Annotated in this window: 18 protein-coding genes; 13 read left to right on the forward strand and 5 right to left on the reverse strand. The window is 65.5% G+C overall.

Annotated elements, in window-relative coordinates; genetic code table 11:
* Positions 1 to 42: 42 nt before the first annotated feature.
* Both sp36 and D9V34_RS16960 read left to right on the forward strand, forming a co-directional pair.
* Positions 43 to 213 (forward strand): Sp36 family protein, encoded by a 171-nt coding sequence (gene sp36, locus D9V34_RS16955; protein ID WP_121689646.1) that lies wholly within the window; start codon positions 43 to 45, stop codon positions 211 to 213.
* On the forward strand, positions 210 to 680 hold the full coding sequence (locus D9V34_RS16960) for a RidA family protein (protein ID WP_121689647.1): 471 nt from the start codon (positions 210 to 212) through the stop codon (positions 678 to 680). Before sp36 ends, D9V34_RS16960 begins: the two co-directional genes overlap by 4 nt.
* 85 nt (positions 681 to 765) lie before the next feature.
* On the opposite strand, the gene acs is transcribed toward D9V34_RS16960, so the two are convergent.
* A complete protein-coding gene (acs, locus tag D9V34_RS16965) occupies positions 766 to 2,739 on the reverse strand; it encodes an acetate--CoA ligase (protein ID WP_121689648.1) in 1,974 nt (657 codons plus the stop codon).
* 478 nt (positions 2,740 to 3,217) lie between these two features.
* On the opposite strand from acs, the gene D9V34_RS16970 reads away from it, so the two are divergent.
* The 10 genes from D9V34_RS16970 (at position 3,218) to D9V34_RS17015 (ending at position 14,921) form a co-directional block, all read left to right on the forward strand.
* Complete coding sequence (locus D9V34_RS16970) at positions 3,218 to 4,246, forward strand: TadA family conjugal transfer-associated ATPase (RefSeq protein WP_121689649.1); 1,029 nt, start codon at positions 3,218 to 3,220, stop codon at positions 4,244 to 4,246.
* A gap of 686 nt (positions 4,247 to 4,932) precedes the next feature.
* On the forward strand, positions 4,933 to 5,466 hold the full coding sequence (locus tag D9V34_RS16975; protein WP_121689650.1) for a hypothetical protein: 534 nt from the start codon (positions 4,933 to 4,935) through the stop codon (positions 5,464 to 5,466).
* Positions 5,467 to 5,597: 131 nt separating this feature from the next.
* A complete protein-coding gene (locus D9V34_RS16980) occupies positions 5,598 to 6,809 on the forward strand; it encodes an MFS transporter (RefSeq protein ID WP_121689651.1) in 1,212 nt (403 codons plus the stop codon).
* Positions 6,810 to 7,102: 293 nt separating this feature from the next.
* Positions 7,103 to 7,300 (forward strand): DUF4244 domain-containing protein, encoded by a 198-nt coding sequence (locus D9V34_RS18215; RefSeq protein ID WP_245992074.1) that lies wholly within the window; start codon positions 7,103 to 7,105, stop codon positions 7,298 to 7,300.
* 75 nt (positions 7,301 to 7,375) lie between these two features.
* On the forward strand, positions 7,376 to 7,762 hold the full coding sequence (locus tag D9V34_RS16990; RefSeq protein WP_121689653.1) for a TadE family type IV pilus minor pilin: 387 nt from the start codon (positions 7,376 to 7,378) through the stop codon (positions 7,760 to 7,762).
* Positions 7,741 to 8,133, forward strand: coding sequence for an Rv3654c family TadE-like protein (locus D9V34_RS18320; RefSeq protein WP_121689654.1), 393 nt, complete (start codon positions 7,741 to 7,743; stop codon positions 8,131 to 8,133). The genes D9V34_RS16990 and D9V34_RS18320 overlap by 22 nt, the downstream gene beginning before the upstream one ends.
* Positions 8,134 to 8,444: 311 nt before the next feature.
* Positions 8,445 to 11,429, forward strand: coding sequence for a type I DNA topoisomerase (topA, locus tag D9V34_RS17000; protein ID WP_121689655.1), 2,985 nt, complete (start codon positions 8,445 to 8,447; stop codon positions 11,427 to 11,429).
* Positions 11,429 to 12,058, forward strand: a complete 630-nt coding sequence (gene tmk / locus D9V34_RS17005) for a dTMP kinase (protein ID WP_121689656.1) — start codon at positions 11,429 to 11,431, stop codon at positions 12,056 to 12,058. The genes topA and tmk overlap by 1 nt, the downstream gene beginning before the upstream one ends.
* Positions 12,059 to 12,185: 127 nt before the next feature.
* Entirely contained in the window at positions 12,186 to 13,325 is a 1,140-nt protein-coding gene (locus tag D9V34_RS17010) for a DNA polymerase III subunit delta' (RefSeq protein WP_121689657.1), read from the forward strand.
* A gap of 39 nt (positions 13,326 to 13,364) precedes the next feature.
* On the forward strand, positions 13,365 to 14,921 hold the full coding sequence (locus D9V34_RS17015; RefSeq protein WP_121689658.1) for an alpha/beta hydrolase: 1,557 nt from the start codon (positions 13,365 to 13,367) through the stop codon (positions 14,919 to 14,921).
* Positions 14,922 to 14,980: 59 nt separating this feature from the next.
* Here D9V34_RS17015 and D9V34_RS17020 read toward each other — a convergent pair whose 3' ends face one another.
* Positions 14,981 to 16,117, reverse strand: coding sequence for a baeRF11 domain-containing protein (locus D9V34_RS17020; protein ID WP_121689659.1), 1,137 nt, complete (start codon positions 16,115 to 16,117; stop codon positions 14,981 to 14,983).
* A gap of 212 nt (positions 16,118 to 16,329) precedes the next feature.
* Here D9V34_RS17020 and D9V34_RS17025 point away from each other — a divergent pair, with 212 nt between their 5' ends.
* Positions 16,330 to 16,821, forward strand: a complete 492-nt coding sequence (locus D9V34_RS17025; RefSeq protein WP_121689679.1) for an FBP domain-containing protein — start codon at positions 16,330 to 16,332, stop codon at positions 16,819 to 16,821.
* A gap of 16 nt (positions 16,822 to 16,837) precedes the next feature.
* On the opposite strand, the gene D9V34_RS17030 is transcribed toward D9V34_RS17025, so the two are convergent.
* From D9V34_RS17030 to D9V34_RS17040, 3 genes are all read right to left on the reverse strand, one after another.
* A complete protein-coding gene (locus tag D9V34_RS17030) occupies positions 16,838 to 17,698 on the reverse strand; it encodes an ADP-dependent NAD(P)H-hydrate dehydratase (protein ID WP_121689660.1) in 861 nt (286 codons plus the stop codon).
* A gap of 160 nt (positions 17,699 to 17,858) precedes the next feature.
* On the reverse strand, positions 17,859 to 20,399 hold the full coding sequence (locus tag D9V34_RS17035) for a discoidin domain-containing protein (RefSeq protein ID WP_183092028.1): 2,541 nt from the start codon (positions 20,397 to 20,399) through the stop codon (positions 17,859 to 17,861).
* Between the two features lie 152 nt (positions 20,400 to 20,551).
* Positions 20,552 to 21,439, reverse strand: a complete 888-nt coding sequence (locus D9V34_RS17040; RefSeq protein WP_147441721.1) for a hypothetical protein — start codon at positions 21,437 to 21,439, stop codon at positions 20,552 to 20,554.
* Between the last annotated feature and the right edge of the window lie 7 nt (positions 21,440 to 21,446).

The raw sequence follows: 21,446 nt of genomic DNA on the forward strand, positions 1-21,446 counted from the left end.
TCCCTATCCGGGTCCCGAACTTCATACTTATTAAGGAGAAACATGAATCGCTGGGAGTACCTCACCACGCCGCTCATGATCCACAACACGGCCGCGATCCTCAACAACTGGGGTAAGCAGGGCTGGGAGCTGGTTCAGGTGGTGAACGGACCCGAGGGTGGCCTGGTTGCCTACCTCAAGCGTCCGCTGATCGAGGAGGGGGCACAGGCATGAGCACCATCGCCGACCGTTTCGCCGAACTGGGTCTGAGCCTGCCCGAGGTCGCCGCTCCGGTGGCTGCCTATGTGCCCGCGGTGACCGAGGGAAACCTCGTATTCACCTCGGGACAGCTGCCGTTTGTCTCCGGCGCACTGCCCGAGACGGGCAAGGTGGGCGAAGGAGATGGGCTGGTCAGCCCCGAGATCGCTGCCGAGTATGCCGGCATTGCGGTGCTCAACGCGCTGGCAGCCGTGCAGGCGCAGATCGGTTCGCTGGATCGGATCACCCGGATCGTCAAGATCAACGGCTTCGTCGCCTCGGACCCCGAATTCTTTGGCCAGCCCGCCGTGATCAACGGAGCCTCGACCCTGATTGGCGAGATCTTCGGTGAGCGCGGGCAGCATGCTCGGGCCGCTGTTGGTGTTGCGGTACTGCCGCTGAATGCCCCGGTTGAGGTCGAGATCGTGGTGGCTTTCGAGTAGTTCCCCACACACCAGACGAGTGGCACTCGACCTCGGGGCCGAGTGCCACTCGTTTTGGGGCGAAGTGGATATTAGATACGCGGCGCTAGCGGGCGGCCACGTCCGCCGAGATGATCCGCATGACCGTGGTATCGGCGAGCGTGGTGGTGTCACCCACCTCACGCCCCTCGGCCAGGTCGCGCAGCAGGCGGCGCATGATCTTACCCGAACGGGTTTTGGGCAGCTCGGCCACCACAAAGATGTCGCGGGGACGAGCGATCGGGCCGATGAGCGTGGACACGTGTGACTTTAGTGCCGCCGACACCGCCGCGTGGTCCGCAGTTTCCTCGGCCTGGCTCTCCTTGAGGATCACAAACGCCACCACCGCCTGACCGGTGGTCTCATCGGTTGCCCCCACCACGGCAGATTCGGCGACAAACGGGTGTGCCACCAGTGCCGACTCGATTTCGGCGGTGGAGAGCCGGTGTCCGGACACGTTCATCACATCGTCCACACGCCCGAGCAGCCAGACGTCACCGTCGGCATCCAGGCGTGCGCCATCGCCGGCGAAGTAGGCGTTGGGGAACGTGCTCCAGTAGGTCTCCCGGAATCGATCCGGGTCGCCCCAGATGCCGCGCAGCATGCTGGGCCAGGGTTCGGTGATGGCCAGCAGGCCGCCGCTTCCCGGCGGGACCGGGGTCCCGTTTTCCTCAAGTACCGAAACCTCGATACCGGGGAGGGGAACCTGAGCGCTGCCGGGCTTGGTGACCGTGACGCCCGGGAGGGCCGAAATCATGATCGCACCGGTTTCGGTCTGCCACCAGGTATCCACGATCGGGGCGGTCTTGCCGCCGATGACCTTGCGGTACCACATCCAGGCCTCGGGGTTGATGGGCTCACCCACCGATCCCAGCAGGCGGATGCTGGACAGATCCGAGCGCTTGGGGATCTTCCGACCGAGCTTCATCGCGGCTCGGATCGCGGTGGGGGCGGTGTAAAACACGCTGACGCGATACTTTTCGATCAGCTCCCACCAGCGTCCGGGATTGGGGGAGTCGGGGGTTCCCTCATAGAGCACCTGGGTTGCGCCGTTGGCGAGCGGTCCATAGGTCACGTAGGTGTGTCCGGTGATCCAGCCCACATCCGCGGTGCACCAGTACACGTCGGTTTCGGGGTGGATATCAAAAACATTGCGGTGGGTATACGCGGCCTGGGTCAGGTACCCACCCGAGGTGTGCAGGATGCCCTTGGGTGCACCCGTGGTCCCCGAGGTGTAGAGGATGAACAGCGGGTTTTCCGCGGGGAACGCCTCGGGCTCGTGCACGCTGGATGCCGCCGGGACGCGCTCATGCCACCAGTGGTCCCGGCCCTCGGTCCACTCGATCTGATTGCCGCCGCGGCCCACCACAAGGACATTGCGGACGGTTTGCTGCGTGGGAAGGTCGCCGCGGGCCTCCAGAGCCGCGTCCACGGCGGGCTTGAGCGGTGAGACCTTGCCCTTGCGATAGCCTCCATCGGCGGTGATGATCAGGGTCGCCGCCGCGTCGTCCACGCGGGCACGAATGCTGTCGGCGCTGAAGCCGCCGAAGATGACCGAGTGCACGGCGCCCAGGCGGGCCACCGCGAGCATCGAGACGATGGCTTCGGGAATCATCGGCAGATAGATGGCCACCCGGTCGCCGGCACGGACGCCGAGATCGGTGAGGACATTTGCCGCGCGCTTAACCTCATCGGTCAGCTCGGCATAGGAAATCGCCCGGGTATCGCCGGGCTCGCCCTCCCAGTAGAGCGCGATCCGATCGCCATTGCCCGCCTCCACGTGCCGGTCCAGGCAGTTGTAGGCCACGTTGAGCGTGCCATCCTCGAACCACTTGGCAAACGGCGGGTTTTCCCAGTTCAGCACCGAGGTGAAGGGGCGCTGCCAACTGATCAGCTCGCGTGCCTGATCCGCCCAGAACCCCAACCTGTCTGCCTGAGCGCGAGCGTAGAGCGTCTCATCTGCATTTGCCTGCGCGACAAACTCCGGAGTGGGCTCGAATCGACGGGTTTCGGTGAGCAGATTATCAATCTGGGCATTCATGACGGCTAAATCGCTCCTTTGCGATGACGTGTTCCCACCTCGATGTGGGCCATGCACACACAGCGTACTCCGAAAAAACGGGTGCTCAGAACGTGTCCGCAGAATCCATCAAAAAGTTTTTTTGATGTGGATTCGGTTACGTTCCGCGGAATCATGCGGGAGTGCCCCTCGTGTCCCCCGAACTGGTGTCATCCACTTGGTGGACAGGGGTCGTCAAATCGACGTCGAGGGCGTACACTAAATCCAGGCCGAAATTCTTATTTCGAGCGTGCAGCGCACAACGGATTCCCCCCAATCCAGTGTCGCTTGCGGCGGCATCCATTCCCCCCAATGGATGCCGCCCTTTTATTTTTCCGGCGGGTTTTTCCGCGTCTTGCCGCCGCTGGGCAGTTGTCCACAGCTCGGATGGCTGTAGCGAGTAATCCACAGAACTCGAGCGCCCGGCGACTCCTGGCTTCGTCAAACCTACGCTCGTGGCATGACAGCACTCAGCGAAGTTTCGAGCCGCCCGCCCTCGCCCATCCTCGAGCAGGAGGCGCGGGCGCTGGACCAGCGCGTGGGCCTTGCTCGGCATTTCGGAACGCTGGCCACCCCACTCCTGCGCGCCGGGGTCAGCGATATCTTTCTGTCCGCGGAGGCCGGGGCCTGGTATGACCGGGGCGGAGGTCTAGAACCCGCGGATCACGACGTCCATCCGGAGGCCGAGGTGCGTGCCCTGGCCGTTCGGCTCATCGCGCTCGGCGGACGCCACATCGACGAGGTGACACCCTGCGTGGATGTCCGGCTCCCCGGGGGTGTGCGTGTCCACGCGGTGCTCCCGCCCGTGGCACCCCACGGCACTCAACTCAGCGTGCGGGTGCCCGCACTGAACCCGATCTCCCTGGACGGGTTGGCCGGGGCGGGGTTCTTTGGCCCCGACGGCACACAGGATGCATCGCCACTCATCATCGATCTGCTGCGTGAGCGCCGGAACATCCTGATCAGCGGGCCCACGGGGTCGGGTAAAACGACCCTGCTGGCCGCCCTGATCGATGCGGCGCCCGAGACCGAACGGGTCATCGCGGTGGAAGACGTGGCCGAGTTGGGGGTGCACCGCCGGCAATTCATTTCGCTGCAGGCACGTCAGGCCAATATCGAGGGAGTCGGACACCTCGGATTGCGCAGTCTGGTGCGTGAGGCTCTGCGGATGCGGCCGGATCGCCTGATCCTGGGGGAGTGCCGTGGGGCGGAGATTCAAGACCTCTTCTCCGCGCTGAACACCGGTCACGATGGGGGAGCGGGCACGATTCATGCCAATTCTCTCGGCGATGTCCCGGCGCGATTGGAGGCGTTGGGTGCGTTGGCCGGGCTTTCCCCGGCCGCCCTGGCCAGCCAGGCGGTCAGCGCTCTGGATTTCGTCTTGCACCTGCGCGGAGACCGTCCGCGAGGGTTGGAGGCCATTGGCCACCTTGAACGCGGACCATCCGGCATGCTGCGTACCGTGACGGTGTGGAGCGCGGCCCGATGAGCGAGCGTTCATCGATAACGTCGCGAAGCTCCTGGGCGCACGCACGGGGGCGAAACGATCGTCCCGAGTATCACGACGCCTGTGCTGCAGACCTGGAGCGACTAGCCGCGCTCCTGGGGGCGGGGCTCACTCCTGCCGTCGCCTGGGCCTCGGTGGTCACCCGGGCACCCGTGCCGCACTCGGATGCGTCGAACGGAGGCACCGCACGCCGCTCTGGGTTTGCGGCGGTCTTTCGGACGAGGGGGGCCGAGAGCTCTGGTATGGCCGGGCTCCGACGCGGGCACCCCTCGGCCCTACGGGCGGTACAGCGAGCGCTGGACATGGGCCAGGACCCGGCCTCCGCCCTCCTGGCGGTGGGGAACCGGGGACACCCTGCCCGTGGAAGGGAAAGGGAAAGGGGAAGTGGAGGTGGAGGTGGGGACAGCGGCGGCGAGCGAACGGGGAGCACGGGGCACCGTGGGCGCAAACTTCGGCGCGCGGCCCGTCCAGATTCCGGCGTCGATACCTCCCTCCCCTGGGCTCACCTGGCCGCCACATGGTCGGTATCCGCTCAGACCGGCGCACCGCTTGCCGAGGGAGTACGCGAGCTTGCGGCGGCCCTCCGGGCGCGTGCCCGACTGGGGCGCGCCTGTGCGGCCGAAGCCGCGGGGCCTCGCTCAAGCGCAAGGCTGGTGTGTTGGCTACCCGTGATTTCGACCCTGTTTGGTGAGGCCCTGGGATTCTCGCTTCTCGATACCCTCACCGGAACGGCACCCGGTCAGGTTCTGTTGGGGTTCGGGGTTGGCCTCAGCGCGATCACCGCAGTGTGGATCGGGTCACTGATTCGACGCGCACTGCGCGTCCCGCCCGAACCCGATGTGATCTTCGAACTCACGGCAACTGGCCTAGCCGCCGGCCTGAGCCCGGTGTCTGCACGGGAATGCGCGGAGCGTGCGCTGACTCGCTGCGGGCTCCCCGTCCCCGCGGACGCTCTCCGCTCGCTGCACGAGACACTGAGTCTCGCGGGGAGGGTCGGGATCGCCGCTCACGCCCTGCTGCGAGCCGAGGCTCAGTCTCTGCGTGATCGTCGCTCGTCCGATCTCCTCCGCGGGGTGAACCGTCTGGGCACCCGATTGCTGATTCCCCTCGGAGCGGGAGCACTGCCCGCATTCTTCTGTCTGGGTGTGGCCCCAATGATGCTTACCCTGCTCCACGACAGCCTCGGTACCGTGATCACCTGACCCCACCGGGAGCGGCCCCGGCGCTCTACTGCCCCTCGTCCGGGGCTGATATTTCGCGGATTTGGGCCCAACTTTTACCAATCGGAGACAACGCATAGACACGTTATGGCCGCACCCATAGGGTGTGAGTCATGAAGTGGACGCAACCCTGGTATGTGGCCTATGCACTCGTGGGCATGATGATGCTCGGGGTTGCACCGATCTTTATCCCGCTGAGCGTGGAAGACGGGGGTAAAAACGGCGCGACCCTCGTCGGTGTGGTCGTGGCAGCCTTTTATGCGGGTGGGCTCTTGGCTCCGGTTTTGGGATCGCTAGCCGATCGTAAGGGACTCCAGCGCGGCGTTTTCCTGTGGTCTTTCCCGGTTATGGCGCTGGCCATGATCGGGTTCGCATTCGCGTCCAATGTCTGGATCTGGGTGCCCCTGGCGCTGATCTTCGGCGGGGCCGGTTCCCTGGCGGGAACCGTGGCCGGCCTCTTCATTGTCGAGGCGCGGCCGATGAAGGAGTGGAATAACCGGTTGAGCTGGTTCCGGCTCGCCTACGGGGTGGGGCAGGTTGTGGGCCTCATCATCGCCGCGCTCGCCGCCACCCAGTTGCGGTTCGGGTGGATCCTCTCGGCGGTGCTGCTCGCCACGGGCTTTTTCCTGGGGAGGGCTCAACTGCCCCGGCTGAAACCCGCCGCCCCCGCGCAGCCATCCACCCGCACGAGTGGCGTGGCCGCACTGGTGCGCGGAAAGATCGGGGTGTTTCTGCTCACCTGGCTGCTGACGATGATGGGTGTCCAGACATTCTTCAACGTTGTTCCCCTGGTCATGCGGGACGCGTTTGCCGTTACCCCCTCGATGTCGTCGATCCTTTTCCTGATCGGTGCCGCGCTGGGCACCCTCTGCTATCCGCTTGCGGGGACCGTTGCCAATAAGACGGGACCGGGCGCGGTACTTCTGCTGGGGGTCGGTGCGAGCATCATCGCGTTTGGATCGATGGCGATCGCCGCGATGGGAGATGTCCCCGGTAAGGCGGTGATCGGGTCGGCCGCCCTGGTTGTCGCGGCGACCGCCTACTCGTTTGAGGTTGTTGCCGCGACCCTCATGGTGGTGAAGATTTACCCGGGGCCCGAGGGCTCGGCGATGGGGCTGCTGAACGGAATCATCGCACTGGGAGCGGTCCTGGGCGCGCTCGTGCCCTCGTTCCTGGCGCAGGCCTTTGGCTACTCGGCCCTACCCGCCTTCGCGTGCGGTGTGCTGGTGCTGGCGGCGCTTGTGGGGCTTCCCCTCTACCGGCGCTCGACCTGGCGGGGCGCAGCACCCGCCCCCACCGGGGTGGATTCCACGAGCACCCGCTAATCCGTCATGCTCTTCTCGGCCCCTGTCATGGCACCCTGTCGAAAGTGAATAAGGCGCGGTCAACGCGCCCAAAAGATTCCTCCACAGCCTGGCTTTTTGACGGTGTTCTCCACCGATTGATTCGTCTTTTCCCGCTCCTGGGCGGCCCGCACAAGACTGGAATCAATCAACCGAGAGGAACCATCATGAACACCCACCCCGCTGCATATGCCCCATCTGTTCAGGCGCCCATTCATCCACCGATACACACCGGCCACCGTGTGCCGGGGCTCGGGTCCCCACCAGAACACCCGGTGCGGGGGTGGCACCGGCTCCGTACCGGTTTTCGTCGATCTCTGGTCGATGAGACCGGCGCGGTGACCGCCGAGTATGCAATCACCACCATGGCCGCCGTGGCCTTTGCCGGGCTCTTGGTGGTGATCATTCGCAGCGGCGAGGTCCGTGAGCTTTTGACGAATCTGGTCCGCGCGGCGCTCCAGATTCCGAGCTAGCTCATGCTCGCGCACAACCGTGTGTCTCCCACAACGCACGAGGGGGCCTCGCCTCTGGCGGGCGAGCCTCCATCCATGCCTGATCGCCAGCCTGTGCCCGACCGCCGTCCCTCGGCGAAGCGCCGCCTGCGCGGTGAGCGGGGGAGTATCAGCGCCGAGTTCGCGCTTGTGATGCCGGCGGTACTGGTGCTCCTCGCGCTGTCCCTGGGGGTGCTTGCTGCCGGCACCACTCGCGGGCGACTCTGGGACGTGGCGGGGCAGTCGGCCCGATCCTTCGCACGCGGAGACCCTGAGGAGAGTATCGCGGCGCAGGCGCACACGCTCCTTCCCGGAGTGGCGGTGTCCCTCGCGGGGCAGGAAAACCTGGTGTGTGCAACGGCGGGGATTCCGGTGAGCGGTGTGGTGGGGCGTTTTCTCCCGCTGCGATTGGAGGCCCGGGTATGCACCCTCCGCGAGGAGTAGCGAGCCTCGGGTGGGTGCGCGCCGTCCGGTCCGAGCGAGGTTCGGGCACCGTGCTGGGGCTTGCCCTGTTCTGCATGATCCTGCTGTGTGCGAGTGTGTCCATTCCCTCTGCGCTCTCTCTGGAGACGCGGGCGGAGGTACGGGCACTGGCAGATTCGGTCGCCCTATCGGGTGCACGGGTCCTCGCCGGTTTGGCTTCTGGGGACCCCTGCGATGCCGCGCGGCGCGTTGCCGAGGCCAACGGAGTCACGCTGAGCGGTTGCCGGGTGGGGGAGGCCGATCTTCGTGTCACGGTGACACGGCAGGTTGCCGGGGTGACGGTGCGGAGTGTTGCATTCGCGGGTTTTCTCACGGACGACACACGGGATTAAAGAAACCGGACACGTGCCGTCGGCGAACACCCTATATAAGAGGTATGGATCGGATTGCCTGTCTTCTCGATCCGCTCGCACGCCCGGGAACACGCGGAATCCCGGCGGGATGGGCAACACGCCAGAACGCTTCCAACGCGGTGGGGGAATGGCAACAATCTCGGTGACGTTAGCCGTCGTGGAACCCTCCGAAATTCGCCGCCTCAACACACTCATGTATAAATAGGAGGATCATAGGGGTGTTCCATCAAGTGCCAATACGGCCCGCACACGGTCTAGGTGTGTATGGTGTGCCTGACGAAAGGAGCCGGGTGTCCAACACGAAAAAGCTGGTCATCGTAGAGTCGCCGACCAAGATGAAGTCGATCGCCGGGTATCTCGGAGACGGTTATGAAGTCTTGAGCTCGGTAGGCCACATCCGAGACCTTGCCGAACCCAAAAACCTGCCTGCCGAGCTCAAAAAGGGCGGCATGGGCAAGTTTGCCGTGGACGTCGACAACGGCTTCGAACCCTACTACGTGGTGTCCGATACCAAGAAGAAGACCGTCGCCGACCTCAAGCGTGCGCTGAAGGATGCCGACGAGCTCCTGCTCGCAACTGATGAGGACCGCGAGGGAGAGGCCATCGCCTGGCACCTGCTGCAGGTCCTCAAGCCCAAGGTTCCGGTACGCCGCATGGTGTTCCACGAAATCACCAAGGACGCCATTCTGGCGGCCAAGGACAACACCCGTGATCTCGATGTTGCACTCGTGGACGCGCAGGAAACCCGACGTATCCTGGACCGCATTTACGGCTATGAGGTGTCGCCGGTGCTGTGGCGCAAGGTGGGCCCGAGCCTGTCCGCCGGTCGAGTGCAGTCCGCGGCCACCCGCCTGATTGTCGAGCGAGAGAAAGAACGTCGCGCGTTTGTCTCCGCCGACTACTGGGACATCGCCGTCCAGGTTGCCGCTGCCGAAGACCCCACCCGGTTCGAGGCGCGACTGGTTCGCCTCGACGGTGAGCGCATCGCCAGCGGTCGCGATTTCTCCGATCGTGGTGTCCTGACCGGTAGCGCCCGCCAGCTCGATGCCGCCAGTGCCGCCAAGCTTGCCGACGCGCTCCAGGCACCGGAGACCATCACCCGGGTGTCCAAGCTGGAAACCAAGCCGTATTCGCGTCGTCCGGCTGCGCCGTTCACCACGTCGACCCTGCAGCAGGAGGCCGCACGTAAGCTGCGCTTCTCCGCACGTCAGACCATGAGCGTGGCACAGTCGCTGTACGAAAACGGGTACATCACCTATATGCGTACCGACTCGCCGTCGCTGAGCTCGCAGGCGATCAACGCCGCCCGCGATCAGGCGACCAGCCTGTATGGTGCCGACAGCATCCCGGACAAGCCCCGCCTGTACTCGGGCAAGTCGAAGAACGCCCAGGAGGCCCACGAGGCGATCCGTCCCTCGGGAGATCACTTCCGGACTCCCGCGTCGCTCAAGTCCTCGCTCAGCGGAAATGACTTCCGCCTGTACGAGCTGATCTGGAAGCGCACCGTGGCATCGCAGATGGCCGATGCCAAGGGGCAGACCGCGACCGTGACCCTGGCGGCCACCGTCGAGGGCCAGGAAGCCGAGTTCACCGCGAGTGGAACCGTCATCACCTTCCGCGGTTTCCTCCAGGCATACGAAGAGGGTCAGGACGAGCAGCGCGGGGGCGACGCCGCCGCCAAGGAAGCGAAGCTTCCGCAGCTGACCGAGGGCCAGACCGTGGCCTTGGAAGAGGTCGAAGCCAAGGGGCACGAAACGACTCCGCCGCCGCGCTTTACCGAGGCGAGCCTCGTGAAGACGCTGGAAGAGCTGGGCATCGGGCGTCCCTCAACCTACGCACAGACCATCGCCACGATCATGGATCGCGGTTATGTGAGTCAGCGTGGTCAGGCACTCATCCCCACCTGGATCGCCTTCTCGGTGATCCGACTGTTGGAAGACCACTTTGGCAGCCTGGTGGAATACGACTTCACCGCCTCGATGGAGGGCGACCTCGACCGCATTGCCGCCGGTGAGCAGGACCGCACCGACTGGCTGAAGTCGTTCTACTTCGGTGGCGACAGCCGTGAGGGTCTGCGTCAGGTCATCGACAACCTCGGCGAAATTGATGCGCGTGAGATCAACTCGATCCACCTCACCGACAACATCACGCTGCGTATTGGCCGCTACGGTCCGTACCTCGAGGTGCGCGAGGAGGGTGCCGATCCCGAGGCCACCCCGCGTCGAGTGAACATCCCCGAGGATCTGGCCCCCGACGAGCTCACCGCCGAGAAGGCACAGGAGCTGATTGATGCGCCGGTGCTCACCGATCGCATCGTGGGTGTGAATCCCGAAAATGGCAAGGAAATCGTTGCCAAGGACGGCCGTTTCGGTCCGTATGTGAGCGAGGTTGATCCCGAACCCGAGCCCGAGGTGAACCCGGCGACCGGCGAGGTCGTTGAAGCCCCCAAGAAGAGCACCAAAAAGGCCGCCGCAGCCCCCAAGCCGCGTACCGCGTCGCTGTTCAAGAGCATGTCGCTGGACACGATCGACCTGGCCACCGCACTTCAACTGCTGGATCTTCCCCGGGTCATCGGTACCGATCCCGAAAGCGGTGAGGAGATTCTCGCTCAGAACGGCCGGTTCGGACCGTACATGAAGAAGGGAAGCGAAACCCGTTCGCTGACCTCCGAGGATCAGATCTTCGACATCGACCTGGCCGGTGCCCTGGAAATCTATGCGCAGCCCAAGTACGGCGCGCGTCGAGCATCCAGTGCGCTCAAGGAGTTCGCCGAGGACCCCGAAAGCGGAAAGCCGATCAAGGTCAAGGATGGCCGTTTCGGTCCGTATGTGACCGATGGCACAACCAACGCGACCATTCCCAAGGCCGAATCGGTCGAGGAGATCACATTCGAACGCGCGGTCGAGCTGCTCGCACTCAAGCGTGCGAAGGGTCCGGCAACCCCGCGCAAGACCGCGGCGAAGAAGGCCCCCGCAAAGAAGGCACCGGCGAAGAAGGCTCCGGCGAAGAAGGCTGCCACCACCAAGGCGGCCACAACAAAAACCGCCGCTGCCAAGACAACCGCGGCCAAGTCGACCACTGCGAAGACCACCGCTGCCAAGACCACGGCGGCAAAGTCCACCGCGGCAAAGTCCACCGCAGCAAAGTCCACCGCGGCAAAATCGACTGCGGCTAAGTCGACTACCGCTAAGTCGACTACCGCCAAGTCAACCACCGCTAAGTCGACCACCGCTAAGTCGACCGCCGCGGCAGCCGCAGCGGACACGGAGGCCTAGTGGCATCCCGAGGACTGTTCATCACCTTCGAGGGTGGGGACGGAAGCGGGAAAACCACCCAGGCCGAGCTGCTTGATGCGTGGCTGCGTGAGCGTGGGGAGACCACCCTGCGCTCACGCGAGCCCGGCGGCACCGAGGTGGGCGAGCAGCTGCGCGAGATTGTGCTGCACCACCGGGGGGAGATTTCCTCCCGTGCCGAGGCGTTGCTCTACGCGGCCGACCGTGCACAGCACATCGACACCAAGATTCGGCCCGCGCTGGAACGTGGCGAGATCGTCCTGCAGGACCGCTATATCGACTCGTCCCTCGCCTACCAGGGTGCCGGTCGCGCACTCGGTGTCGACGAGGTACGCGCGCTCTCGGTGTGGGCAAGTGGGGACCTCTGGCCCAACCTGACCATCCTGCTGGACCTCGATCCGGACAGCGCCCGTGAACGCCTCGACAGCGCTCGCACCCGCTTCGACCGGCTCGAAGCCGAAAAGAGTGCGTTCCACGGACGCGTGCGCACGGTGTTTCTTGAACTCGCGGCGGCCGAACCCGAACGGTTCCTGGTCTTGGACGCGACGCTGTCGATTGAGGACCTTGCCACCCGAATTCGTGAGCGAGTTTCGGCCCTGCTGGCTGCCTAACCAACCTTCGCTTGTCCGGATGCGGGGCGGCCGAGGCCGATCCCCGCTCCGTACCTCGATGGCAGGCATACACGCGCGGACATGCCCGCGCAGCCCACGTTCGGCCTCGGCCCGGTAGGCTGGGAACATGTCGGTGTGGGATGAAATTGTGGGGCAACCCGAAGCGGTAGCGACCCTGCGCGCGGCCGCCGGGGGAACTGCGGACGGTGGCAACACCATGACCCATGCCTGGCTGATCACCGGACCTCCAGGATCGGGACGCTCCAACCTCGCCTATGCCTTCGCGACCGCGCTGCTGAGTACCCACGTGGACGGCGACCCGGACACGATCGCGCAGGTCACCGCGCGCAGCCACCCGGATCTCACCGCGCTGTCCACCACCGCGATGACCATCAAGATCGAGGACGTGCGCGAAACCGTGCGGCGCTCCTACTATGCACCCTCGATTTCCCGCTATCGCGTGGTCATCGTAGAGGACGCCGACCGGATGATCGAGCGCACCTCCAACACCCTGCTCAAGGCACTCGAGGAACCGCCCGCGGAAACCGTGTGGATCCTTTGCGCACCCAGCGAGGCCGACCTGCTGCCCACCATCCGCTCCCGCGTCCGCTCGGTCCGGCTGCGCACACCCTCGGTGGCCGATATCGCCGAGCTACTGCACACCCGCGACGGCATCGATCGCGACCTGGCCGAGCAGAGCGCACGCCTGGCCCAGAGCCACATCGGCATGGCCCGCCGTCTCGCCACCGACGCGGATGCGCGCGCACGACGCGAAGATACCCTGCGCTCGGTCCTGGACATTCGCGACGTGTCCGATGCCGTGGTGATGGCGCAGCGGCTGGTGGATATCGCCGGTGCCGATGCTAAGGCCTACACCGGAGAACGGGACGAGCAGGAGCGCGAGCGTGTGCTGCGCTCACTCGGTGTTGAACCGGGAGGCACGATCCCGCCGGCGCTGCGGGCACCACTTCGCGACCTCGAAAACGACCAGAAACGACGGGCCAAGCGCGGCCTGATCGACGGCGTCGATAGAATCCTCACCGACCTGCTCTCGCTCTATCGTGACCTGCTGATGCAACAGCTCGGCCGGGTCGAGGGGCTGATCAACACCGAACTGGTCCGCGAAATCCGTGAGGTGGCGCAGTCCTCCACCCCGGAGACAACGCTGCAGACGATGGAGGCCATCCGGGAGGCGCGTGAGCGTATCGGTGCCAACATCACCCCCACACTCGCCCTTGAAGCCATGCTTGTGACCGCGATCCGCTAACCATCCGTGCCGCCCGGAACGGACAACCCAAGGAGTCTCGTGCCTCAACCCAACCAAACCCGCCGCCGTGTACTGGGCGCGCTTGCCCTGGTGGTTTCCGCCGGGCTGACCCTCACCGGCTGTGTCACCGCGTTCCTACCGAGCCCGGCCGGCCAGAGCGCACCCAGCCCGCTGCCCGCGACCGAGGTGGCCGAGAACCTGCGTCCGTTCTACGGGCAGGAGGTGAGCTGGCGTGCGTGTGGGTCCAAACTGACCTGCGCCGATATCAAGACCCCGATGAACTGGGAGGATCCCGGTGCCGGTGATTTGACCCTGAGCCTGGTGCGCGCGGCGGCCAGCGGTTCGGACCGGATCGGGTCGCTGTTGGTGAACCCCGGCGGTCCCGGTGGATCGGGCGTGGAGCTGGTCAAGGACAGTCTCGATTTTGCCGTGGATAAAACCCTGCAGTCGCGCTTTGACGTGATCGGTTTCGATCCGCGCGGAGTGGGCAAGTCCTCCCCGGTGAAGTGCCTCTCGGATCAGGACACCGACAAATTCCTGTTTGACACGACTCAGCCGCGTCCCGGGCAGGATGGCTGGCTCGAGGCCGCCCGCACCCAGGCCCGCGACTATGGTGAGGCGTGTAAGAAGAACACCGGTGCGGAGCTGGAGTTCGTCACCACGGTCAACTCGGCCCGCGATATGGATCTGATCCGCTCGCTGGTGGGGGATCCCAAACTCAACTATCTGGGATATTCCTACGGCACCTTTCTCGGGGCCACCTATGCGCAGCTGTATCCGAAGAACACCGGCCGACTCGTGCTGGATGGGGCCATCGACCCGGCCGTGAGCAGCACCGAGGTGTCGGCCACCCAGGCCGCGGGCTTTGAGAGTGCGCTGCGCGCCTACCTGGCGGACTGCCTGACCGGCTCGAAGTGTCCGTTCCGTGGGGATGTGGAATCGGCGATGACCACGATCTCGAACCTGCTCGAATCGGTGGATGCCAGCCCGCTGACGGGGAAGGACGGCCGCAAGGTGGGTTCCTCGACGCTGATGACCGCGATCATCTTCCCGCTGTACTCACCGAATAACTGGAGCGCCCTGAGCGACCTGTTCACCTCGGTCATGGCCGGGGACGCAGACTATGCACTCTACCTTGCGGACATGTACTTCGACCGCGACGCCTCAGGAAAGTACACCTCCAACTCCAACGACGCATTCAACGCGTATAACTGCCGCGACTATCCCTCAAACGATGACCCTGCGGTCATGGAGCAGGAGGCGGCGAAGATCGAGGCGCGTGCACCGATCTTTGGAAAGTACATGAGCTACGGCGATGTCCTGTGTGCTAACTGGCCGTATCCCGACGGTGCCGAGCGTGGTCCGATCCATGCGCCGGGTTCGCCGGACATCCTGGTCATCGGTACCACGAACGACCCGGCCACCCCGTATGCGTGGGCGCAGTCGCTCGCGAAGCAGCTGGATAAGGGGCACCTGGTGACCTATAAGGGTGAGGGGCACACCGCCTATAACAAGGGCAGTCAGTGCATTAACACCACCGTGGATGACTTCTTCATCACCGGAAAGGTTCCGTCCTCGGATCCGCAGTGCTCCTAAACGCACGATAATGCGGGCGGCCTCCCTCGGGAAGCCGCCCGCATTTTGGTGTGCGAGAGTTAGGCGGCCGGGGCGAACCGGAGGATCGCCGCAACCCCGGTGTTATCCGGCATGTCCGCGGCCCGTACGGCCCAGACTCGGCCGCCGCTGAGCAGCGCCCGACGCACCACCTCGTCGATCACACCGTAGGCATCTGGAGAGTCTCCGCGATCCAGGACCACGGCACCCGATTCCTCGTCTACGGTCCCGGGCAGGATGTAGTCGATGTCGACCACGAGGGTTTCCACGGCCCCGAAGGTCGCGGCGCGTGCGATCGTGTCGATCTCGGTGGAGGTGCGATCCGCCGAGACCAGCGCGTCGAAGCGTTCCCGTTCGGCCGCCACTCGCTCGGCGTAGTAGCGATCGAGGATAGGGCGCACCCGCGCGTCGAGGTCGGCGGGGGTCAGCGTGTCCGGGTTGCCCTCGATGACCTCGCGGCTGAGGGCGGGATAGCTGTTGACCGAGGGATAGATACCCAGCAGGGGTTCGGTGGCGGCGAGGATCAGCGGGGTGTTGCGTCCGGTCAGGAACGGGCGCAGCGCCTTATCCACGGCCCGGGCATACTGTCGGAGCCGAACCTTTTTGCCCTCCGACCCCTCGATCTTGCCGTTGGGGGAGCGTCCCGAGATCGAGGGCACCGCCAGCGCGTCGATGGCGTCGGTGGGAAGGTTGGGAACATCGAGGACATGGGCGGGAGCATCCGCGGTGACCTCGATCAGCCGGGCCGAGTTTTGTGACAGGGCGAGGACAAATGCCGTGTGCGGGAAGGTGACCGCGCGCAGCAGCGGCTTCAGATGGAAGCGGTCGGAGATTTCCACCGCATTAGCCAGGTGGTTGGGCAGTCGGTAGGTGCGCAGCGAGGTGGGGGTGATGTAGGCGGCGATGCTGTGTGAGAGGTGCCGCCAGAAAAAAGCATCACCGAGCAGATCATTGATCTGCTCGGTGAGTCCGGCCAGGAGCTCGCGCCCCTCAGCGCCGGAATGCGTGGCGCGTAGCTGCTCGAGGGCGGCCTTGGCGAGATTTTCAAACTCGACCGGCGCGGATTCGTTTTGGGCGGGAACCGGGCTCGTTCGCATGAAGAGTGAGATGCTGCCGGGTTCACGTGCGGTGGCGAGGGTGACAATCTCGGCCTGGGTTGGAATATCGGTGTGTATCAACGGGGGTACTCCACTTCTCTCGAACCGGGGGCGATGAGGCGAATACAGGAGCCGCATTGCCCGTGTCCTGGCACTCTATGTGCCCAAGCTGCGTGATACAAGACCCCGACCTGGATCCATCGGTCTAAAGGGTGTAGACTGGCGAGGTTCCCACGAGAGGAACGCCCGGATTCACCGGAACATCACCCACAACTATTGAAGGAATGGAAATCATGCAGCCGCTGAGTGAACGGGATATCCGAGCCGCATTCGTCAACACCAGCCAGAGCGAGCGTAAGGCCATCGCTCTGCCCGCCGAGCTCGACCAGATCGACTGGGCGGCACTGACCTACCTCGGCTGGCGGGACCCCAAATCGCCGACCCTGGGATTCATGATCGCCGAGGTGGATGGCGAACCCGTAGGCGTATTGCTGCGCCAGACCGAGGCGCGCACGCGCACTCGGCCGCAGTGCGCCTGGTGTGAGGACGTGCACCTGCCCAACGAGGTTGTGTTCTTCTCCGCCCGCCGCGGCGGCAAGGCCGGACGCGCGGGTAACACCGTGGGAACCCTGGTGTGCGAGAGCTTCGAGTGCAATCGCAACGTGCGAGCGCTGCCGACCCTGGCCTATGTGGGCTTTGATCGGGATGCCGAACGCGAGCGTCGAATCGGCGTGCTGGCCGAACGGGTGGCGAGCTTCGCCCGGCGCATTCGCGACTCCGAGTAGGAGCGAACGGCGCCTATCAACCGCGGAGCACGTCGGCAACGGTAGGGGCCAGCGCGTGAGCGAGCTCGAGCGCAAGGAGCGGACCGCCCGCCGAGGCGCGTTCGGCGGCGAGGGTGTGCAGGTGGGCCCCGGCCGCGGCGATCCGCGCCAGCGAGGAGTGAGTGCCAGCCGAAGCCGCAAGCGCCCCGATGGCCCCGGCCAGAACATCCCCCGTGCCCGCACTGGCAAGCCAGGGTGTGGCCGCGGGGAGGATGAGCGCCGCCTCGCCGGGAGCGGCCGCCACCGTGTGCGCCCCCTTGAGGAGGACGCTGACACCCCAGCGTTCGGCGGCGCAGCTGGCGGCGAGTTCGGGATGAGCCTCGATCCAGGAGCGCAGGCCCGCCTGGGTGGTGGGGATGCCCTCATGGCGTCGCTCATCCGGATGGTCCAGGAACAGTCCGGCGAGTTCGCCGGCGTGCGGGGTGAGCAGGATCCGGGCCCCGGGATGATGGGCGACCAGCCCGATTGCCCCGGCATCCAGGATGCTTGGGATCCCGGCCTCCACCGCTTCGGCGAGGGCATGCGCATCGGCTCCCTCGGGATCCAGCTGTTCCATCCCCGACCCGATCAGCAGCGCCTGCACGCGCCCTGCGCCCAGCACCGCCTCGGGACGCCGAGCCAAAACCGCGTGCCCCACCGAGTCTGGACCCACATAGCGCACCATCCCCACCCCGGTGTGTAGGGCGGCTTCAACCCCGAGTATGGCGGCGCCGGGATAGCGGACCGATCCGGTCCGGATGCCGAGCACGCCGCGGCGATACTTGTCGTCGGCCGCGGTGGGGATTCGAATCTGTTCGCGGGTGTCCACGAGGTGCCAGGGGATGCCGGTATCGGTCATGGTGTCCTCTCCCGTGCTACGTCACAAACCTGTGTCACACACGCTAGCGCACCGGGGTGGTGTTCGCGGGAATGCGTCGGCGGCGGCCGGAGGGATACTCCGGCCGCCGCCTGTGTGCGGGCACGGAGAGCGAGGCGCTCCCCATGCCCGGGGAATTGATTTAGCCGGCCATGCCGCGCACGCGTCCAAGCTCACGACGAGCCAGGAAGAGCGAACCCACTCCGCCGATCACCAGCAGCAGCGCGATCAGGGTCAGCGGACCCGCGGGGGCGCCGGTCTCACCCAGGGCGCGTGCGCCGCTGGCCGAGGTGCCGGAGGCCGGGGTGACCGAACCATCCACGACCGGTCCGGTCGAGATCGGGGTGCCCACGCCGGGGGTACCGTTGGTGGGCTGGCTTCCCGGCACGGTCACCGGGTGCAGGGCCGTGAACTTGCCCGAGCCCTCGGACTGGAACACACGAACGTAGTCCACCAGCATTTCGGCCGGGAACTTGGTGTCCTTATCCGGGCTGCCGGGCCAGTCGCCACCCACGGCGAGGTTCAGGATGATGTAGAACTCCTGGTCGAAGACCCACGCCTGGTTCAGGGTGTTCTCCACGTGGTCGCGGGTCACCGTGTACACATCGTGACCGTCCAGACGGAAGGTGATCTTCTCGCTGTTCCAGTCGGCCGACCATACGTGGAAGTCCTTGCTCAGGTTGGTCTTGTCCGGCAGGGTGAACGCGCCACCCTGGCCGCCCATGCCCGAGTATCCCGGACCGTGAACGGTTCCGTGGGTCTCCTCGGGGGCGTGACCGAGCACCTCCATGATGTCGATCTCACCGTTGGCGGGCCACGGGCGGCCCTCCAGGAACGAGGTGCCCATCATCCAGAACGCGGGCCACAGGCCCTTGCCCTCGGGAACCTTGACGCGAGCCTCAAAGCGGCCGTACTGGGCGGATACCTTATGCGAGGTGTTCAGACGTCCGGAGGAGTAGAACTTGGCGCCGTGGAAGTCCTCCACCTTGGCCTCGATCAGCAGGTTGCCCTTGCCATCGTGGCGCACGTTGTTGGTGTCGGCGGTGTAGAGCTGCAGCTCGGCGTTATTGTTGTCGCCGGGGTTGGCGGTGTGGTCCAGGGTCCACTTCTTGTCATCCGCGGCGGTTCCGGCGGCGCCGTCAAACTCGTCGCTCCAGACCAGCTTCAGGTTGTCGAAGTCGGGGTCGGTGGGGCCGGCGGGCGGGAAGATCGGGTCTCCACCGGTGCCGTAAACGCGGAACTCATAGAGCGAGAAGCCGTACTTGTTGCCACCCCAGCCCACGGTGCGCTCGGTCATGTTGACCTGAACGTAGCGGCCGGCGGTGGTGTCGATGTTGATGACCTCCTTGCCTCCGGTACCACCCACGGTCTTATAGACGGTGGTCCAGGGGCCGGTGGGGGAGTCGGCCACCTCGATCGAGTACGACTTGGCAAAGGCGGGGTCCCAACGCAGGACGATCTGTGAGATCTCGGCCTGGGCGGCGAGGTCTACCTGGACCCAGGCGTTGTCGGACCAGTCTTTTTCGGCCACGGCCCAGCGGGTTGCCAGGTCCTGATCGAAGAGCTTGTCCGGGGTGCAGTCCACACACTGCGGGTCGTTCTGGCTCGAGGAGGCGGTGCCGGTCTTCTTGTAGCTCAGCAGGACTCCGGGGCCCTCGCCTTCGCCGTGCTGCGGGGGCAGTTCCTCGCGCTCGGATCCGTACACGTTGAAGTGCCAGAGCGAGACGCCGAACTGGCTCGAACGCTCGGTGGAGGTCATGCGCACAAAGCGGGTGCGCGGGTGCTTATCGCTGGTGATCACATCGCGTCCACCGTCGCTGCCGGTCACCGACTCGTACGGGAACCAGGTCCAGCCGTTGAGTGAGGTTTCCAGGACGTAGCCGCGAGCGTAGGAGGTTTCCCAGTCCAGCTCAACGGCGTCCAGCAGGAAGGTGGCACCGAGGTCCACGGTGATCCACTGGCCATCGGCGGCCTGGCTGGACCAGCGGGTCTTGGGGTTGCCATCGGTGGCGTTCTTGGGGGCGAGGTCGCCGTTTTCGGTGGTCGACGCGGATGCCTTGGCGTCGCGCGAGACCAGGGTGCCCAGCTCGGTTTCCACGGGCTCGGTGGGGCCGGGGGTGCCGGGTCCACCGGGGTTGGGTGTCGGGGTGGGGATCCCGGGCAGCGGGGCACACGAGTGACCCCAACCATCCACGGTATACAGCGAGATGCCGTAGTCGGATCCGCGCTTGTCACCGGTCACCTTGAGGTGGCGGATCGCGCCGATGTCGGCGAGCTTGTCCAGGGTCTGCGCTCCGGCGCCGGTTGCGGTGCCGGTGGCCAGGGTCTGCCAGGTCTTGTCGTCGGTGGATCCCGAGACCGTGTACTCGGAGGCGAAGGCCCCCTCCCAGTTCAGGTCCACCCTGTCGATGACGCAGGTTGCGGCCAGGTCGATCTGGACCGATTCACCGTCTCGGTACTCGCTGGACCAGCGGGTTGCAGGGTTGCCGTCGGTGACGTTGGAGGCGGGGTTATTGCCCTCGATTGAGGTGGCCTTGGCCGTTTTTCCCGCGGTCACAATTGTTGAGACCTCTGCGGCGGCTGCGGGGATCGCCAGCGCAAAGGTTCCGGTTCCTACCATGGAGAGTCCGAGTGCGCCGGCGATAACCGCTCGGACGCGGCTCGGTGGGGACGATAAACGCATCAACATACTCCTTCGTGTGTTGGTTCGCTCGCTGCTTGGGGGCGGCTCCGACCGTCGGAATTAGCGAGCGTTAACTTACTAACAGAACAGTAAGTATCCACACAAGGCAAATGTGTAAAATCACCCCTGAATGAGGGGTAAGTGTTTCCTGATTAATCGCTGAGTGCCGTGACGAACCCGGTGTGCCCGGATGTTGCCACTGCGATTCCCTCGCTGACCGCGCGTTTTGCGTACCGAGCCTCGAGGGATTCGCTCGTCGCGGTGGGGTCTGTCTGCGGAATCGTTTCCGGTGAGAGCCCGCGCGCGCTGGCACCGGGCCAGATCACCGCGGTGACGTTGTGGGTGGGCTCGGGGAGCTGGGCACCGAGGATCACGAAGCGCTGGTCCAGGTTGGCCGAGGACACCCGGTCGATGGTATCGATTCCACGCTCTCCCAGCAGCATCACCAGATCGGGGCGCTGGGACAGCTGGGCGGAGACCAATTCGTCGGCGGACTGATCGGCGGAACCGCTCGGATCACACACCGTGAGGGTCGCATGAATTGTGGCTGCCCGCTCCTGCAGGGCGGCGAGGAGGGCTGGGTGATCGCTGCCGGAGCCGATCAGGAGAATATGAAGCCCCGAGGGTACGTTGGCGTCGGCATCACTGTCGGTGATGGGGGCGACGGTGGCACCGGGGGCTGGAAGGTGTGAATCTGAGGGCTGGGCGTCGTGGGGTGTCCCGGTGGAGAGGGCGTCCGAGCCGGGCCGAGCATCGGCGCTGGCCGATACCGAAACGGTGGGGCTGGCGGCGTTGGGGTTTCCCGCGCAGCCGGTGAGTGCGAGTCCCAGACTCAGTGCGAGCCCCAGGCCCAGGATGAGGGCCCGACTCGCTGCGAGGGCCCGACTCTGTTCGAGGGCCCGACTCAATGCGAGGCCCGCGCCAAGGGTACTGGACCGTTTGCCTCGGGCGGCGAAGCGCTGAACCCGTGAGTAGCGGGGATCCGCTGCGTGCGCGGTGGCAGTCGCGGGAGCGCCAGCGGAGCGGGGCTGAGTGTGCACGGGGTTC

The organism is Mycetocola lacteus, assembly GCF_003667575.1.
GTDB classification, from domain to species: domain Bacteria; phylum Actinomycetota; class Actinomycetes; order Actinomycetales; family Microbacteriaceae; genus Mycetocola; species Mycetocola lacteus.

What these genes read in the sequence shown, in the direction of transcription:
- D9V34_RS16990 (WP_121689653.1), top strand. Translation starts at nt 7,376, where the DNA reads ATGCCTGATCGCCAGCCTGTGCCCGACCGCCGTCCCTCGGCGAAGCGC.
- D9V34_RS17025 (WP_121689679.1), top strand. Translation starts at nt 16,330, where the DNA reads ATGCAGCCGCTGAGTGAACGGGATATCCGAGCCGCATTCGTCAACACC.
- D9V34_RS17010 (WP_121689657.1), top strand. Translation starts at nt 12,186, where the DNA reads ATGTCGGTGTGGGATGAAATTGTGGGGCAACCCGAAGCGGTAGCGACC.
- sp36 (WP_121689646.1), top strand. Translation starts at nt 43, where the DNA reads ATGAATCGCTGGGAGTACCTCACCACGCCGCTCATGATCCACAACACG.
- D9V34_RS16970 (WP_121689649.1), top strand. Translation starts at nt 3,218, where the DNA reads ATGACAGCACTCAGCGAAGTTTCGAGCCGCCCGCCCTCGCCCATCCTC.
- D9V34_RS16960 (WP_121689647.1), top strand. Translation starts at nt 210, where the DNA reads ATGAGCACCATCGCCGACCGTTTCGCCGAACTGGGTCTGAGCCTGCCC.
- D9V34_RS16980 (WP_121689651.1), top strand. Translation starts at nt 5,598, where the DNA reads ATGAAGTGGACGCAACCCTGGTATGTGGCCTATGCACTCGTGGGCATG.
- D9V34_RS17030 (WP_121689660.1), bottom strand. Translation starts at nt 17,698, where the DNA reads ATGACCGATACCGGCATCCCCTGGCACCTCGTGGACACCCGCGAACAG.
- acs (WP_121689648.1), bottom strand. Translation starts at nt 2,739, where the DNA reads ATGAATGCCCAGATTGATAATCTGCTCACCGAAACCCGTCGATTCGAG.
- D9V34_RS17035 (WP_183092028.1), bottom strand. Translation starts at nt 20,399, where the DNA reads ATGCGTTTATCGTCCCCACCGAGCCGCGTCCGAGCGGTTATCGCCGGC.
- D9V34_RS18320 (WP_121689654.1), top strand. Translation starts at nt 7,741, where the DNA reads ATGCACCCTCCGCGAGGAGTAGCGAGCCTCGGGTGGGTGCGCGCCGTC.